The organism is Massilia sp. H6 (assembly GCF_024802625.1).
Classification (GTDB): Bacteria; Pseudomonadota; Gammaproteobacteria; order Burkholderiales; family Burkholderiaceae_D; genus Telluria.
This window is the reverse complement of the sequence record NZ_CP103371.1, coordinates 1,091,140-1,105,986: the sequence shown is the minus strand read 5'-3', so window position 1 is coordinate 1,105,986 and position 14,847 is coordinate 1,091,140. Positions and strand designations below refer to the sequence as shown.

The 14,847-nt window shown below is 64.6% G+C and carries 14 protein-coding genes; 10 read left to right on the top strand and 4 right to left on the bottom strand.

Annotation, left to right across the window (positions count from 1 at the left end):
* The first annotated feature begins 5 nt into the window (after positions 1-5).
* Positions 6-953, top strand: a complete 948-nt coding sequence (locus NRS07_RS04950; protein ID WP_259211553.1) for a hydrogen peroxide-inducible genes activator — start codon at positions 6-8, stop codon at positions 951-953.
* A gap of 21 nt (positions 954-974) precedes the next feature.
* Here the strand turns inward: NRS07_RS04950 and NRS07_RS04945 are convergent, their stop codons facing one another.
* Positions 975-1,439: a YaiI/YqxD family protein gene (locus tag NRS07_RS04945; protein ID WP_259211552.1), complete on the bottom strand. Its 465-nt coding sequence runs from the start codon at positions 1,437-1,439 to the stop codon at positions 975-977.
* A 157-nt stretch (positions 1,440-1,596) separates the two neighbouring features.
* On the opposite strand from NRS07_RS04945, the gene ubiA reads away from it, so the two are divergent.
* The 5 genes from ubiA to NRS07_RS04920 all read left to right on the top strand — a co-directional run bounded on the left by ubiA (position 1,597) and on the right by NRS07_RS04920 (position 5,988).
* Entirely contained in the window at positions 1,597-2,451 is an 855-nt protein-coding gene (ubiA, locus tag NRS07_RS04940; RefSeq protein ID WP_259213009.1) for a 4-hydroxybenzoate octaprenyltransferase, read from the top strand.
* Between the two features lie 54 nt (positions 2,452-2,505).
* Positions 2,506-2,826 (top strand): YqjD family protein, encoded by a 321-nt coding sequence (locus NRS07_RS04935; protein WP_259211551.1) that lies wholly within the window; start codon positions 2,506-2,508, stop codon positions 2,824-2,826.
* A gap of 16 nt (positions 2,827-2,842) precedes the next feature.
* A complete protein-coding gene (locus NRS07_RS04930) occupies positions 2,843-3,220 on the top strand; it encodes a phage holin family protein (RefSeq protein WP_259211550.1) in 378 nt (125 codons plus the stop codon).
* A complete protein-coding gene (locus NRS07_RS04925) occupies positions 3,210-3,512 on the top strand; it encodes a hypothetical protein (protein ID WP_259211549.1) in 303 nt (100 codons plus the stop codon). Before NRS07_RS04930 ends, NRS07_RS04925 begins: the two co-directional genes overlap by 11 nt.
* A 271-nt stretch (positions 3,513-3,783) precedes the next feature.
* On the top strand, positions 3,784-5,988 hold the full coding sequence (locus NRS07_RS04920; RefSeq protein ID WP_307729919.1) for a S8 family serine peptidase: 2,205 nt from the start codon (positions 3,784-3,786) through the stop codon (positions 5,986-5,988).
* Between the two features lie 58 nt (positions 5,989-6,046).
* On the opposite strand, the gene proC is transcribed toward NRS07_RS04920, so the two are convergent.
* Entirely contained in the window at positions 6,047-6,862 is an 816-nt protein-coding gene (gene proC / locus NRS07_RS04915; RefSeq protein WP_259211548.1) for a pyrroline-5-carboxylate reductase, read from the bottom strand.
* An 18-nt stretch (positions 6,863-6,880) separates the two neighbouring features.
* A complete protein-coding gene (locus NRS07_RS04910; RefSeq protein WP_259211547.1) occupies positions 6,881-7,582 on the bottom strand; it encodes a YggS family pyridoxal phosphate-dependent enzyme in 702 nt (233 codons plus the stop codon).
* A 77-nt stretch (positions 7,583-7,659) separates the two neighbouring features.
* On the opposite strand from NRS07_RS04910, the gene NRS07_RS04905 reads away from it, so the two are divergent.
* The 3 genes from NRS07_RS04905 (at position 7,660) to NRS07_RS04895 (ending at position 11,854) form a co-directional block, all read left to right on the top strand.
* Positions 7,660-8,703: a type IV pilus twitching motility protein PilT gene (locus NRS07_RS04905; protein WP_259211546.1), complete on the top strand. Its 1,044-nt coding sequence runs from the start codon at positions 7,660-7,662 to the stop codon at positions 8,701-8,703.
* 9 nt (positions 8,704-8,712) lie between these two features.
* A complete protein-coding gene (locus NRS07_RS04900; RefSeq protein WP_259211545.1) occupies positions 8,713-9,849 on the top strand; it encodes a PilT/PilU family type 4a pilus ATPase in 1,137 nt (378 codons plus the stop codon).
* A gap of 301 nt (positions 9,850-10,150) precedes the next feature.
* Positions 10,151-11,854 carry a methyl-accepting chemotaxis protein gene (locus tag NRS07_RS04895; RefSeq protein ID WP_259211544.1) on the top strand — a complete coding sequence of 568 codons (1,704 nt, stop codon included), beginning with the start codon at positions 10,151-10,153 and terminating at the stop codon, positions 11,852-11,854.
* A 67-nt stretch (positions 11,855-11,921) separates the two neighbouring features.
* On the opposite strand, the gene NRS07_RS04890 is transcribed toward NRS07_RS04895, so the two are convergent.
* Positions 11,922-14,171, bottom strand: a complete 2,250-nt coding sequence (locus NRS07_RS04890) for a TonB-dependent receptor domain-containing protein (protein WP_259211543.1) — start codon at positions 14,169-14,171, stop codon at positions 11,922-11,924.
* A 171-nt stretch (positions 14,172-14,342) separates the two neighbouring features.
* Between NRS07_RS04890 and NRS07_RS04885 the strand changes: the two genes are divergently transcribed.
* Positions 14,343-14,822 (top strand): glutathione peroxidase, encoded by a 480-nt coding sequence (locus NRS07_RS04885; RefSeq protein ID WP_259211542.1) that lies wholly within the window; start codon positions 14,343-14,345, stop codon positions 14,820-14,822.
* Positions 14,823-14,847: the final 25 nt, after the last annotated feature.

Here is a 14,847-nt window from a genome sequence, read left to right as displayed (position 1 = left end):
CACCTATGACACTGACCGAGCTGAAATATATCGTGGCCGTGGCGCGCGCCCGGCACTTCGGCCATGCCGCCGAAGCCTGCTTCGTGGCCCAGCCGACCCTCTCCGTCGCCATCAAGAAACTCGAAGACGAGCTTGGCGTGACGCTGTTCGAGCGCGGCGGCTCAGAAGTATCGGTCACGCCACTGGGCGCGCAGATCGTGGCCCAGGCCGAACGCGTGCTCGAGCAGACCGCGGCCATCAAGGAACTGGCAAAACAGAACAAGGACCCGCTGGCCGGCCCGCTGCGCCTGGGCGTGATTTACACCATCGGCCCCTATCTGCTGCCGCCGCTGGTGCGCAAGCTGATCGACAAGGTGCCGCAGATGCCGCTGGTACTGCAAGAAAATTTCACTCACAAGCTGCTCGAAATGCTGCGCCAGGGCGAACTCGACGCCGCCATCGTCGCACTGCCCCTGCCCGAGCACGGCATGTCGATGCAGACCCTGTACGACGAACCCTTCGTGGTGGCCATGCCGCGCACCCATCCCTGGGCCGGGCGCCAGGAAATTCCGGCTGACGACCTGAAGCTGGAAACCATGCTGCTGCTGGGCGCGGGGCATTGCTTCCGCGACCAGGTACTGGAAGTGTGCCCGGAAATGGCGCGTTATTCGTCGCCGGCGATGGACCATGGCATGCAGCGTACCTTCGAAGGCTCGTCGCTCGAGACCATCCGCCACATGGTGGCCAGCGGCATCGGCCTGACCGTGCTGCCGCGGGCCTCGGTAGCCGACATGCACGATCCCCACGGCCTGCTGGCCTATGTTCCCCTGGCCCATCCGGCGCCGTCGCGCCGCGTCGTGCTCATCTGGCGCAAGAGCTTTACCCGGCGCGCGGCAATCGAGGCGGTCGCGCGCGCGGTGGCCGAGTGCAAGCTGCCGGGCGTGGACATGGTGAAGCTCGAAGCGGCTGCCTGAGTCCCCTGCGCAGGTTCAGGCTTAGGGCTTGGGTGGCTGGGCGCGCGAACGCGCCAGCTGCCGGTCGAGCGCATTGGCGAAATTGCGGCTATCGGCCTGGCTGAAGGCGGCCGGGCCACCGGTATCGACGCCGCTGCCGCGCAGTTCTTCCATAAAGGCGCGCATGGTCAGCTGCTGGGCGATGGTGTCCTTGGTATACCACTCGCCGCGCGGATTGAGCGGCAGCCCGCCTTTTTCCAGCACCAGTGCCGCCAGCGGAATGTCGCCGGTGACGACGATGTCGCCGGCGCTGACCCGCTCGACGATCTCGGCATCGGCCACATCGGCCCCGCTCGGCACCTGCAGCGCGCGGATGAAGCGCGAACCCGGCACCCGGATCAGCTGATTGGCCACCAAGGTGAGATTCAGCTGCGTGCGCTCGGCAACGCGGAACAGGATGTCCTTGATAACGCCCGGACAGGCGTCGGCATCGACCCAGATGTGCATGATGAATAGTGGAAAAGGTTGGCGGGGTGACGATTGTACGGCAAGCCCGCGGCCGTCCTGGCGCCAGGCTGGTCGCTGCTCCAGCCCAAAAGTTATAGAATCGCTGACTTCTGCTCAACAGTTCTTGCCTGCCAAGACGCGTGTACCGATGACTGCGATGAACAAGCTGGCGCTCTATTTCCGCCTGATCCGGGCCGACAAGCCGATCGGCATCCTGCTGCTGCTGTGGCCGACCCTGTGGGCGTTGTGGATGGCCTCCGGCGGCGTGCCCGACCTGCAGGTACTGGCCATCTTCGTGCTCGGCACCGCCTTGATGCGATCGAGCGGCTGCGCCATCAACGACTACGCCGACCGCGAATTCGACAAGCACGTCAAGCGCACCCATGACCGTCCGCTCACCAGCGGCAAGATCCGTGGCTGGGAAGCGCTCACGGTGGCGGCGCTGCTGGCGCTGGTCGCCTTCGTCTTGATCTTGCCGCTCAATGCGCTCACCAAGCAGCTCTCGGTGGCGGCGCTGGTCGTGGCCGGCACCTATCCCTATTTCAAGCGCTTCTTCGCGATCCCGCAGGCCTACCTCGGCATTGCCTTCGGCTTCGGCATCCCGATGGCCTTCGCCGCCGTGCAAAACGCGGTGCCGGCGGTGGCTTGGTGGCTGCTGCTGGCCAACGTGTTCTGGGCGGTGGCCTACGACACCGAATACGCAATGGTCGACCGCGACGACGACCTCAGGATCGGCATCCGCACCTCGGCCATCACCTTTGGCCGCTTTGACGTGGCCGCCGTCATGCTCTGCTACGGCGCGGCGCTGGCGATCGACCTGGTATGCGGCTGGGTGCTGGGGCTGCGCTGGTGGTTCGTGGCCGGGGTCGTGGTAGCGGCCGCCATCGCGCTGTATCACTACACCCTGATCCGTGGGCGCGAGCGCATGGACTGCTTCAAGGCCTTCCGCCATAACAACTGGCTGGGGGCCGCACTGTTCGCAGGTGTCGCACTCGACTATACATTCAGGTAATATTGCACAAAAGGCATCCAATTAACCGCATTCTCACTGACGAGGCTCCCTATCATGATGGAAAAGATCCCTACCCAAACCGGCACCCGCGACCAGCTGATGTCCGACCTGAAAACCGTGATCCATGATGCCGAAGTCTGGCTGCGCAATAGCGGCCACCTGACCGGCGACGAGCTCAAGGCAGCCAAGGCCAAGTTCGAGCAGACCCTGGCTGGCGCCAAGGACAGCCTGGGCGAATACCAGCAGACGGTTGTCGAAAAGACCAAAGAGGCGGCCAAGGTCACCGATGAATATGTGCACGAGCATCCATGGAAGTCGGTGGGCCTGGGCGCTGCGGTCGGCGTGGTCATCGGCATGCTGATCGCACGCCGCTAATCCCGGGACGGCGCATATGAGCATCATTGCGGACATCAAGACACTGGGCGCCAGCACGCTGGACCTGCTGCGTACGCGGCTCGAACTGGCGGCCATCGAGTTGCAGGAAGAGACCGCACGCCTGCTGGGTTACCTGGCCTGGGCGCTGGCAGCGGCCGTGCTGGCCTTTGTCGGCTTGCTGCTCGCGGTGCTGTTCGTACTGGTGCTGTTCTGGGACAGCCACCGCCTGCTGGCAGTCGGTGGCATGACCGTGCTGTTTGTACTGGGCAGCGCATGGGCCGTGAGCCGCGTGCGCGCGGGGCTCAAAGCGCGCCCGCCGATGCTGGGCGCCACGCTGGCCGAACTGCGCAAGGATGCCGGCGCCCTCAAGGGGGAATCCATCCATGAACTCTAAGACCGACACGCTGGCCGCGCGCCGCGCCGCGCTGGTGGAACGCTGTGCCGACCAGCGCGCGCAGGTCGCTTATGGATACGCTTCGCTTGCCTCGCCGGCGGCACTGGGCACCATCCCGGCCGTCATGGTCGAGCACCGCAAGACTGCACTGGTAGCCGCCGGCGTAGCAGCCGGCTTGTTCATCTTCAGGCCGAAATGGGCGGTCGGCATCGCCACCGGCGCCATGTCGGCCTACCAGCTCGCCCGGCGCCTGCTACCGGTACTGCGCTGGAAAGGCTTCGAAGTTCATTGAAGCACCCGCCTCATCTGCGATGGGGCGCTCCCCTCCCTGCTGCACCCCTCCCCTCCCTAGCGCCCCCCATAACACATCAATTCGCGCACACGATAGAGCATTTGTGCAAATACAACAATTTTTACCATTTGTAAAAATATTTCTCTGCAGTATGTATGCACGTTTGACCTCGCGACATGCCAAAAGTAATACTTGGCAGGCGGCAGCATGGAAATGCCGTGTTCGAATTGAAGCATCCCGGAGACAACAACATCCCAAGAGGAGCATCATAGTGAGATCATCCCGTCGTCGTTTTTCCCTCGTTGCAGCACTCGTCATGGCGCTCGGCGCCCATGGCCAGGCCACCGCCTCTACCACTGGCCTGGTGCCAGTCGTTAGCGGCACCCTCGCCTCGGCCAGGATCGACAGCCAGTTTGCCCAGGAGCTGAACCAGCAGCTGGCCAACGTCTACTACGACGTCATCGTCGTCTTCGACAAGAAGGAGAGCGCGGCGCGGCTCTCGGTGCTGGGACGTAAGGTCAAGACCTACAAGGTGTTGCCGATGGCGCGCGTGCTGCTCACCAAGGCCGAGATCGGCCAGGTAGCCGGCTGGGCCGAGACCCGCTTTATCGAGCCGAGCCGCTCGCAGCGCCTGTTCAACGCCGAAGGCCGCGTCATGACCGGCGCCGAGGAAGTGCAGCGCGTGCTCGGCCTGGACGGCTCGGGCGTGACCGTTGCCATCATCGACACCGGCGCCGACGGCCTGCACCCGGACCTGGGCAACGTGAGGAAGAACTACGAGGTGGCGGGCGCGCTCGGCACCGATCCGAGCCAGGTCTATGTGTCGCTCACGCCGAACGGCATCGACGTCGAGACCTCGATAGTCGAGCGCAACATCGACGGCCTCGGCACCAACTGGAACACCGACGAATACGGCCACGGCACCCACTGTATCGGCACCATCGCCGGCACCGGCGTCGATTCGGACGGCAACCTGCGCGGCATGGCACCCAAGGCCGACATCATCAGCTATGGCGCCAGCGCCGGCATCAACCTGCCGTTCACGCTGGAAGCCTATGACCACGTCATCGTCAGCAAGCGCGACGGCATCGCCGACATTCGCGTGCTGAGCAACTCCTGGGGCAGCTCGACCTACGAAGCGTTCAATCCGAACCGCTCGACCAACGTGGCATCGCGCCTGGCCTTCGAGGCCGGCATCCTGTCGATCTTCGCCGCCGGCAACGATGGCGCCAGCCCGAACACCATGAACCCGTACTCGAATGCCCCGTATGGCCTGGGCATCGGTGCCACCAACAAGGCCTTTGGCATGACCGGTTTCTCGTCACGTGGACGGCCCGAGGGCAACCATGACCGCGAACTGGCCCTGGCCAACCTGAAGCTGTTCCTGGCCGCCAGCGCCGAAGAGCAGGCCGCCTGGGACCACGCTGCCAAGCCGCTTGGCATCGATCGCCCGTCGATCGTGGCGCCAGGCGAGAACATTGTCTCGGCGCAGAATCCGGTGCATCCGATGACGGCATCGGGCACCAACTATGGCGCCGCCTCCGGCACCTCGATGGCCACCCCGCATGTGAGCGGCATCGCGGCGCTGGTGCACCAGGCCCAGGACGTCAAGGGCGGGCCGCGCCTGGCGCCGCTGGACGTCATCCGCCTGCTCGAGGTCACCGCCAACAAGCAGGTCATGGATGGCTTTGACACCCATGATGCCGGTGCCGGCTTCGTGGACACGCGCAAGGCAGTCGACGCCGTCAAGGCCGGCAACATTCCGCTGGCGGTCACGTCGGACGACCTGGTGAAGTTCAATCCGGGTCCGGTGCGCGTTTCCGGCGGTAGCTACTCGGGCGCCGCCGCGCTGAATTCGTTCCAGACCAATACCGGGTATGGCCTGCACAAGGTCACCGTGGAACCGGGCGCCATGAAGCTGTTCGCCGACGCCTCCTGGGCGCTCGAAGGCAATAACCTCTACATCAGCCTCTACCCGCCAGGCGTCGATCCGGCCACCGGTGTCGGCTTCGCCGCCCAGTCGGCCGGCCTGACCACGGTGCAGAAATACCGCTCGGTCGATGTCAAGTTTCCGGCGGCCGGCGAGTGGCATGTGCGGGTCGACGGGCGCGTCAATCTGGTGTCCACCGACTACACCGGCAAGTACGAGGTAACGGTGCCGGACAATGTGCCGCCGACCGCCGAGCTGACCCTGGGCAGCACCAGGGTCAGTGGCGGCCAGCCGGTCACCGTCGACGCGAAGGTCAAGGACGCCAATGGCGTGGCCAGCGTGGCCGTGGCGCAGGTCAAGGTGGTGACCAGCGACGGCAAGGTCTTGCATACCTTCGGCAAATCAGCATTCGTGCAGCAGGGCGATACGCTGGTGTTCTCGAAAGCCTTGACGCTGTCGGGCAAGGCCCCGTGGACGGTGGAAGTGCGCGCCGTGGACGACGGCTCCCAGGCGGCAGTGAAACAGGCAACCATCGGCCGCAAGTAAGCCGCTGAACAGCCAGGCGATGCGGTCTTGGCCGCAGCGCCTGGCGCTTGGAACTTTCTTAATCCTTTCCGAGCTCGTCGCCGAGCTCGCGCCCGCGCGCGCTGGCCGCCTTCATGGCCTTGACGATGGCTGCCTTCACCCCCGATGCTTCCATGCTCACGATGGCTGCATGCGTGGTGCCACCGGCCGACGTGACGCGCTGGCGCAGCAACTCTACCGGGTCGCTTGATTGCGCCGCCAGCTGCGCCGCACCGGTAAAGGTGGCCAGCGCCAGTTCTTTCCCCTGCTGCGCATCCAGGCCCATCTCGATGGCAGCCTGCTGCATCGCTTCCAGAAAATAAAAGACATAGGCCGGACCACTGCCCGAGACCGCCGTCACCGGGTCGATCAGCTCTTCGCGTTCGAGCCAGACGGTCTGGCCTACCGCGCGCATCACGTCGTCGGCGGCCTGGCGCTGCGCCGCATCGACCGAGGGCATCGCCACCATGCCGGTGATGCCCATGCCGATCAGCGCCGGCGTGTTCGGCATCGCGCGCACGATGCGGGTATAGCCCCCCAGCCAGCGCGACAGATCGGCAATCCGGATTCCCGCGGCGATCGACAGTACCAGCATCTGGTCGCCCAACTGCGGCTTGAGCGCCGCGGCGACCTCGCGCATCTGCTGGGGTTTTACCGCCAGCACGACGACGTCGCAGCCGGCCACCTGCAGGTCGACGCACTCGCCCGTGCTGACGCCATACTGGCTGGCCAGGCGCGCGCGCGCTTCAAGGTTCGGGTCGACCACATGCACGCTGCCGGCGCCGGCGTGCTGGCCGGACAGGCCCGCGACCAGGGCCGTGGCCATGTTGCCGCCGCCGATAAATGCAATCTTCATTCGATTCCTTGGTTGGAGTTACTCGTAGTGGCGCGCGCCGAAGATGGCGCTGCCGACCCGCACGATGGTCGCGCCCTCGAGCACTGCGGCGCGCAGGTCACCCGACATCCCCATCGATAGCGTATCGAGCGGCAGGCCATCGGCGCGCAGCGCGTCGAACAGTGCCCGCAAACGCGCGAACGCCGCGCGCTGCCGGGCTTCGTCGGTGCTGGCTTCGGGGATCGCCATCAGGCCGCGCAGGCGCAAGTTCGGCAGCTGCGCCACCTGGCGCGCCAGTTGCGGCAACTCGGCCTGGCTTGCGCCGCTCTTGCTCGCTTCGCCGCTGATATTGACCTGCAGGCAGATATCGAGCGGCCCGAGCTCGGGCGGGCGCTGTTCGGACAGGCGCTGCGCGATCTTCAGGCGCTCCACCGTGTGCACCCACTGGAAACTGGCGGCGATCGGGCGTGTCTTGTTGCTCTGGATCGGGCCGATGAAATGCCAGTCTACCGGCACATCCGGTTGCAGGCGCGCCACTTCCTGCATCTTGTCGAGCGCTTCTTGCAGGTAGTTTTCACCGAAGGCGCGCTGTCCCGCCGCCGCTGCCTCGACCACCGCCTGCGCAGGGAAGGTCTTCGATACGGCCAGCAACAAGACCTCGGATGAGCGCCTGCCGGCCAGGGCGCAGGCGGCATGGATTGTCGCTTCGACAGCTTGCAAGTTGGCGGCGATTGTGGACATAATGATTTTCTATAGGAAATATTTTGAGTCGAGACGAGGCAGTTCGCCGGACACCACTCATAGCAAAAGGATTATAGATGGACATTTCAGAACTGCTCGCGTTCTCCGTGAAGAACAAGGCCTCGGACCTGCACCTCTCGGCCGGCCTGCCGCCGATGATCCGCGTGCATGGCGACGTGCGCCGCATCAACCTGCCGCCGCTCGAGCACAAGGACGTGCACGGCATGATCTATGACATCATGAACGACGGCCAGCGCAAGCAGTACGAAGAGATTCTGGAATGCGACTTCTCGTTCGCCATTCCCGGCCTGGCGCGCTTTCGCGTCAACGCATTCAACCAGGAGCGCGGCGCGTCCGCGGTGCTGCGCACCATTCCCTCGAAGATCCTGTCGCTCGAAGAGCTCAATGCGCCGAAGATCTTCGGCGAACTGGCCATGCGCCCGCGCGGCCTGGTGCTGGTGACCGGCCCGACCGGTTCGGGCAAGTCGACCACGCTGGCGGCGATGGTCAACCACCTGAACGAAAACGAGTACGGCCACATCCTGACCATCGAGGACCCGATCGAATTCGTCCACGATTCCAAGAAATGCCTGATCAACCAGCGCGAAGTAGGCCCCCACACGCTATCGTTCAGCAACGCGCTGCGCTCGGCGCTGCGCGAAGACCCGGACGCGATCCTGGTGGGCGAGCTGCGCGACCTGGAAACCATTCGCCTGGCGCTGTCGGCGGCGGAAACCGGCCACCTGGTGTTCGGCACCCTGCACACCTCGTCGGCCGCCAAGACCATCGACCGTATCGTCGACGTATTCCCCGGCGAGGAAAAAGAGATGGTGCGCGCGATGCTGTCGGAGTCGCTGCAGGCCGTGATTTCGCAGACCCTGCTCAAGACCAAGGACGGCCTGGGGCGCGTGGCTGCGCACGAGATCATGATCGGCACTCCCGCGATCCGTAACCTGATCCGCGAAGCGAAGATCGCGCAGATGTATTCGAGCATCCAGACCGGCAGCAATGTCGGCATGCAGACGCTCGACCAGAACCTGACCGACCTGGTGCGACGCAACGTGATCTCCAGTGCCGCCGCCCGCACCGCCGCCAAGATTCCAGAAAACTTCCTCGGTTAAGGTCACATCATGGAACGCGACCAGGCATCCAAATTCATGTTCGACCTGCTGCGCCTGATGACCAGCAAGGGCGGCTCGGACCTGTTCATCACGACCGGTTTTCCGCCCGCCATCAAGATCGACGGCAAGATGACGCCGGTGTCGAACCAGCCCCTGAACGGCACCCACACCAACGACCTGGCGCGCGCCATCATGAACGACAAGCAGGCGGCCGGCTTCGAGCTCACCAAAGAGGCCAACTTCGCGATCAGCCCTGGCGACCTGGGGCGCTTTCGCGTCTCGGCCTTTATGCAGATGGGCAGCGTAGGCATGGTGCTGCGCACGATCACGACCACCATCCCGCGGTTTGAAGACCTCGAGCTGCCGCCAGTACTGAAGGACGTGATCATGGCCAAGCGCGGCCTGGTGATCCTGGTCGGCGCCACCGGTTCGGGCAAGTCGACCACGCTGGCCGCGATGGTCGGCTACCGCAACGAGAACAGCTACGGCCACATCATCACGATCGAAGACCCGGTCGAATTCGTGCACCCGCACCGCAACTGCGTGATCACGCAGCGCGAAGTGGGCGTCGACACCGACAGTTTCGAAGCGGCGTTGAAAAACTCCCTGCGCCAGGCGCCAGACGTGATCCAGATTGGCGAGATCCGCGACCGCGAAACCATGGAGCATGCGATCGCCTTTGCCGAAACCGGCCACCTGTGCCTGGCCACGCTGCACGCCAACAGCGCCAACCAGGCGCTCGACCGCATCATTAACTTCTTCCCCGAAGAGCGCCGCCAGCAGCTGCTGATGGACCTGTCGCTGAACATGAAGGGCCTGGTGTCGCAGCGCCTGATTCCCAAAAAGGAAGCCAAGGGCCGCGTGGTGGCGATCGAAATCCTGCTCAACTCCCCGCTCGTGTCTGACCTGATCTTCAAGGGCGACGTACACGAGATCAAGGAGATCATGAAAAAGTCGCGCGAACTGGGCATGCAGACCTTCGACCAGGCGCTGTTCGACCTGTACGAGGCCGACAAGATTTCGTATGAAGACGCGCTGCGCAATGCCGATTCGGTCAACGACCTGCGCCTGAACATCAAGCTCAATAGCAAGCACGCGAAGAACCGCGATTTCTCGGCCGGCATGGAGCATCTCGGAATCGTCTGATGCAGCAGACAGTATCTGGCGGGGCGGACGGCGCATGGCGCCTCCGCCCCGCTGTCATTTGCGGCCGGCTCGCGCAGTCGCGGCGCCCATAACTGCGTTTTTGTATCTACTGCGCCACTGCCCGATTGTATCCCTGGCGCATAAGTCCATTGCCGCTTGGAAATTAAGCGACATACTGATATCGTAAAGACGTCGCATGCCCGCGCCGGGTGTTCGCTAGCATCGCACGCCTGCTGCCCCCGCACGATATCGGCATCGCCGAACGCATGACCGTCCCATCCTTTATCTAATTGGAAACAGCATGTTCAAGAAAATGAAAGTTGGCACCCGCCTGATCGCAGGCTTCCTGGTCGTCACCCTGCTCGGCGCCATCGTGGCGGCGATTGGCATCTACAACATGTCCCAGATCAGCGAACGTACCGAGTCGCTATACCAAAAAGAATTGCTTGGCATTTCGTATGTCAAGGAAGCCAATATCAACCTGGTGTCTCTTGGGCGTGCCGTACGCACCATGATGCTGTCGTCCACCGACAAGGACCGCCAGGCCGCCAGCGCGGGCATCGATGCCGCGCGCGCCGGCCTGAAGCTCAATCTCGACAAGGCACGCCCCTTGTTCTACACCGACAGCGGCAAGCGCCTGTTTGCCTTGCTGGACGTCGAAGTGCGCACCTACGAGTCGCATGTCGCGCAGGCGGCAACACTGGCCCAGGCCGATGCGCTGCAAGAGAGCCGCGCCTCGGTCGACTACCTGTTCGGCGCCGCCGCCGCGGGCACGGCGGCCGACGCCCGCATGACCGAACTGACCAAGGTCAAGGAGCAAAATGCCGGCGATGCTGCCGCCGCCGTCGCCTCCCTGTACCAATCGAGCCGCCTGCTGATGATCATGCTGGTGGTGGGCAGTGTCGCCGTCGGCGTTGCCATCGGCGTGCTGATCACCCGCAGCCTTACCCGCCAGCTGGGCGGCGAACCGGCCTATGCCGGCGAAATCGCCAGCCGTATCGCCGCTGGCGACCTGACCGTCGACGTCGCGGTGCACAAGGGCGACACCACCAGCTTGCTGTATGCGATGAAGACCATGCGCGACAGCCTGGCGCAGATCGTTGGCGACGTGCGCAAGGGCACCGATGCCATCGCTTCTGCATCTGGCCAGATCGCCACCGGCAACCTGGACCTGTCCTCGCGCACCGAAGAGCAGGCCAGCTCGCTGGAAGAAACCGCGTCGTCGATGGAAGAGCTGACCTCGACCGTCAAGCAGAACGCCGACAACGCGCGCCAGGCCAACCAGCTTGCGTCTTCGGCCTCTGAAGTGGCCGAACGCGGCGGCATGGTGGTCTCGGAAGTGGTCGACACCATGGCCTCGATCAATGATTCGTCGAAGAAGATCGTCGACATCATCGGCGTCATCGACAGCATCGCCTTCCAGACCAATATCCTGGCGCTGAACGCGGCCGTCGAAGCGGCCCGCGCCGGCGAGCAGGGACGCGGCTTTGCCGTGGTGGCATCGGAAGTGCGTACCCTGGCACAGCGCTCGGCGGCGGCGGCCAAGGAAATCAAGGGTTTGATCGACGATTCGGTGTCGAAGGTCGACGCCGGCGCCAAGCTGGTGGACAACGCCGGCAGCACCATGGACGAGATCGTGGCCAGCGTGCGTCGGGTAACCGACATCATGGGCGAGATCACCTCGGCCAGCCTGGAGCAGACGTCGGGCATCGAGCAGATCAACATGGCGGTGAGCCAGATGGACCAGGTGACCCAGCAGAATGCCTCGCTGGTCGAAGAGGCGGCGGCCGCCGCCGAATCACTGCAGGAACAGGCCGGCAAACTGGCGCAGCTGGTGTCGGTCTTCAAGGTCAACAGCGATGGCCCGGCGCGCACGGCGGCAGCCCCCGCCCCGATCAAGCGCAGCGCGCCGGCCAAGCGCCTGGACGCGCCGCCAGCTCGCCCGGCCACGCGCGGCGCGGCTGCGCGCAAGGTGGAAAACGAAACCGAGTGGGAAACCTTCTGATGCCCGTCCAGGTTGGTTCGAGCATCCGCTAGCGCCGGGTAGGCCCAATCGCCCTACCCGGCAACCATCAACCGCCTGGGCCGCCGCCGTGGCCACCCGGCCCACCGAACATCATCGGCCGGCGCTGCCCGCCGGCGCTGCCAAAGCTGCCGAAGCGGTACGACAAGCCGACATAGGCCATGCGCCCGCCGGTACGGCGAATGCTGTATTCGCGCAGGCGGTCGGTCTCGGTGATCGTCTCCATCTTCTGCGAGTCGAACAGGTCGTTGATATTCACCACCAGGCTCAGGGCCGGGCTCAGGGCGCGGCGGTAATTGACGTCGGCCGTGCGCACCGGCTCGCGATAGCCTTCGCCGAACAGGGTCTTGCCCTGGGCGTTGAGCATCAGCTGGAAGCTGTTGGCCGCATCCATCTGGTAGCTCAGGCGCGCCCGGCCGCTGACCGTCGTCGCGCTGCGCATATCGTCGCGCGCGCTGCCCAACACGGTCTGCTCGGAATAGCCGATATTGCCGTTCACGTTGACCATCAGTTTCGGCGTGGCGCGGCCGCTGAAGTTAAATTCAAGCCCGCCCGAGCGGCTGCTGCCGGCGTTCTCGCGGGTGGTCAGGAGCACGTCGTTGGCCAGCAAGAGGCGGCGCTCCGAAATCAGCTCGCTGTCGCGGCGCGCGTACAGGCGCACATTGGTGTCGACCTTGCCCAACTTGGTTTCGATACCGAGTTCCAGCGAATCGGAATCGGTCGGCTTCAGGTTGGGGTTGCCCGACGAAACATTGAGCTCGTCGCGGTAGATGACGAAGGGATTGAGCTCACTTGCGCCCGGACGGCGGATACGGTGCGCGTAGCTCAGGCGCAGCGTGGTGTCATCGGACAGGCCGTAGGTGACAAAGGCGCTCGGGATCGCATCGAAATAATGGTTGGTCGCGCGCTCGCCGGTGGTGACCTGGTTCAGGTCGAGGTCGGCATATTCGGCGCGCAGGCCACCCAGCACCCCCCATTTGCTGTCGATGCGCCACTGGTAGCTGCCGTACAGCGCGAGCGTGGTGTCGGTCAATTCGAAGCGATTGGTGCGCGCGCCGTTCACGCGTTCGGCCTGTGAAGCCGGGTCGATGTCGAAATAGGCGTTGTCGAACACGTTGCGGCTGCGCGCCAGCTTGTAGCCCACTTTGGCGACACCATGCTTGCCCGGCAGCTCGTAGTCGCCGGTGAAATCGGCCAGGCGGGTGTCGTTGCGGGCGTCCTGGCGGCTGTTGTCCGCGCTGGCATTAATTGGGCGCACCGTGTAGGCGCTGGCGTAGCGCGCCTCGCTGTCCGCGTCCGTCCCCGACAGGCGCAGGTCGAGCTTGAAGACTTCGCCCGGCCGGTCGCCCTTGTGCTCCAGGCGCGTGCCCAGGCTGAAGTTGCGGTTCTCCGAGTCGCGCTGGCTGCTGCGCAGGTAGTCGCTGTCGACCACGCCGGCAGAGTTCAAGCTGCGGTAGGCTTCGGTCGAGCCGGCATGGTTGTCGTTCTGCGAATAACCCAGCGTGACGCCGACCACATCCTTGTCGCCCAGGTTATAGGTCATGCCGCCGTGGAAGCCAGCCGCGTCGACGGTGTTCGCTCCGTTAGAAAACTGGGTGCTGGGCGCGATCGCGCCGGTGAGCGGATCGATGCGTTCGCGCCGGGTCTCGCCGCTGGCATCGCGCCCGTCGTGGCGGCGGAACACGCCGCCCTGAACGCTCATGCGGCCAGCGTTGTAGCTGCCAAAGCTCGATGCGTTATAGCGCCCGGACGGTCCGAGGTTGGCATTGACCACGCCAAAGCCGCCGGGGCTGCGCTCGCGCCGCATCACCAGGTTGATGATCGGCCCGCCGCCGCCTTCGTTGCCGAACTGCGCGCCGGGGTTGTTGATCACTTCCACCGATTCCAGATCGCCCGCTGGCAGCGCGCTGATTGCCGCGGCGCGGTTCTCGCCCTGCATCATCGCCGACGGCTTGCCGTCCACCAGGATCTGCACGTTGCCGCGCCCGCGCAGCGTGACATTGCCTTCGCCGTCCACCGCCACCGACGGCACCTTGTTGAGGGTATCGGCTACCGTGTCGTTCGACGTGGCCGGGTCGGCCTTGACGTCATACGACTGGCGGTCGATGCGATTGGTGGCCTTGGTGGCGGTGACGGTGACAGTGGACTCCACCGGCACGGGCTGGCCGGCGGGCGCCGGCGCCTGCTGGGCCAGCGCCGCCAGCGGCGCCAGCAGCGTGCCGGCGACCAGCTGGGCCAGCAAAGTCATCCGGGGGTGGCGTGGGCCGACGAATATTACGTTGGAACGGGTGGTGGACATGGATAGCGAATGAGCAGTTGAGGCGAGCGCGATTGTCGCATGGAGACCGCTTTGCGCATGTAACAAACAATGTCAGCAGAAACAGTAGAAACAGCAGAAACAGCAACTTGTGCGGACGCGTTGCCCTGCAAGCCTTACACTGAGCGTTTTGCTACTTACCAGAACGGCAACATGAACGTCTTCGATTTCACCGCTTCCGGCCTGGACGGCGAGCCCGTCCGGCTGGAGCGTTTCCGCGGCCAGGTGCTGCTCATCGTAAACACCGCCAGCGCCTGCGGCTTCACCCCGCAATACCGGGCGCTCGAAGCGCTGCACCGGCAGTACGGCGGGCGTGGGCTGGCAGTGCTGGGCTTTCCGTGCAACCAGTTCGGCAAGCAGGAACCGGGCACCGAGGCCCAGATCGACGCGTTCTGCAAGACGAACTATGGCATCAGCTTTCCGCTGTTTGCCAAGGTCGACGTCAACGGTGACGGCGCGCACCCGCTGTTCCAGCACCTGAAAGGCGAGCAACCTGGCGTGCTGCGAACGCAAGCCATCAAATGGAATTTCACCAAGTTTTTGGTCGGCCGCGATGGCCAGGTCGTCAGGCGCTACGCGCCGACGACGGCCCCGGCGCAGATCGGTGCCGACATCGAAGCATTGCTGGTGTAAGGCCGATCGCCGCCAGGGCAAGAAC

Bases quoted from the DNA above. Each gene is read 5' to 3' on its own strand.
- NRS07_RS04925 (WP_259211549.1), top strand. From the start codon at position 3,210: ATGAACTCTAAGACCGACACGCTGGCCGCGCGCCGCGCCGCGCTGGTG.
- NRS07_RS04905 (WP_259211546.1), top strand. From the start codon at position 7,660: ATGGACATTTCAGAACTGCTCGCGTTCTCCGTGAAGAACAAGGCCTCG.
- NRS07_RS04950 (WP_259211553.1), top strand. From the start codon at position 6: ATGACACTGACCGAGCTGAAATATATCGTGGCCGTGGCGCGCGCCCGG.
- NRS07_RS04935 (WP_259211551.1), top strand. From the start codon at position 2,506: ATGATGGAAAAGATCCCTACCCAAACCGGCACCCGCGACCAGCTGATG.
- NRS07_RS04945 (WP_259211552.1), bottom strand. From the start codon at position 1,439: ATGCACATCTGGGTCGATGCCGACGCCTGTCCGGGCGTTATCAAGGAC.
- NRS07_RS04885 (WP_259211542.1), top strand. From the start codon at position 14,343: ATGAACGTCTTCGATTTCACCGCTTCCGGCCTGGACGGCGAGCCCGTC.
- proC (WP_259211548.1), bottom strand. From the start codon at position 6,862: ATGAAGATTGCATTTATCGGCGGCGGCAACATGGCCACGGCCCTGGTC.
- NRS07_RS04890 (WP_259211543.1), bottom strand. From the start codon at position 14,171: ATGTCCACCACCCGTTCCAACGTAATATTCGTCGGCCCACGCCACCCC.
- NRS07_RS04910 (WP_259211547.1), bottom strand. From the start codon at position 7,582: ATGTCCACAATCGCCGCCAACTTGCAAGCTGTCGAAGCGACAATCCAT.
- NRS07_RS04900 (WP_259211545.1), top strand. From the start codon at position 8,713: ATGGAACGCGACCAGGCATCCAAATTCATGTTCGACCTGCTGCGCCTG.
- NRS07_RS04930 (WP_259211550.1), top strand. From the start codon at position 2,843: ATGAGCATCATTGCGGACATCAAGACACTGGGCGCCAGCACGCTGGAC.
- NRS07_RS04895 (WP_259211544.1), top strand. From the start codon at position 10,151: ATGTTCAAGAAAATGAAAGTTGGCACCCGCCTGATCGCAGGCTTCCTG.
- ubiA (WP_259213009.1), top strand. From the start codon at position 1,597: ATGAACAAGCTGGCGCTCTATTTCCGCCTGATCCGGGCCGACAAGCCG.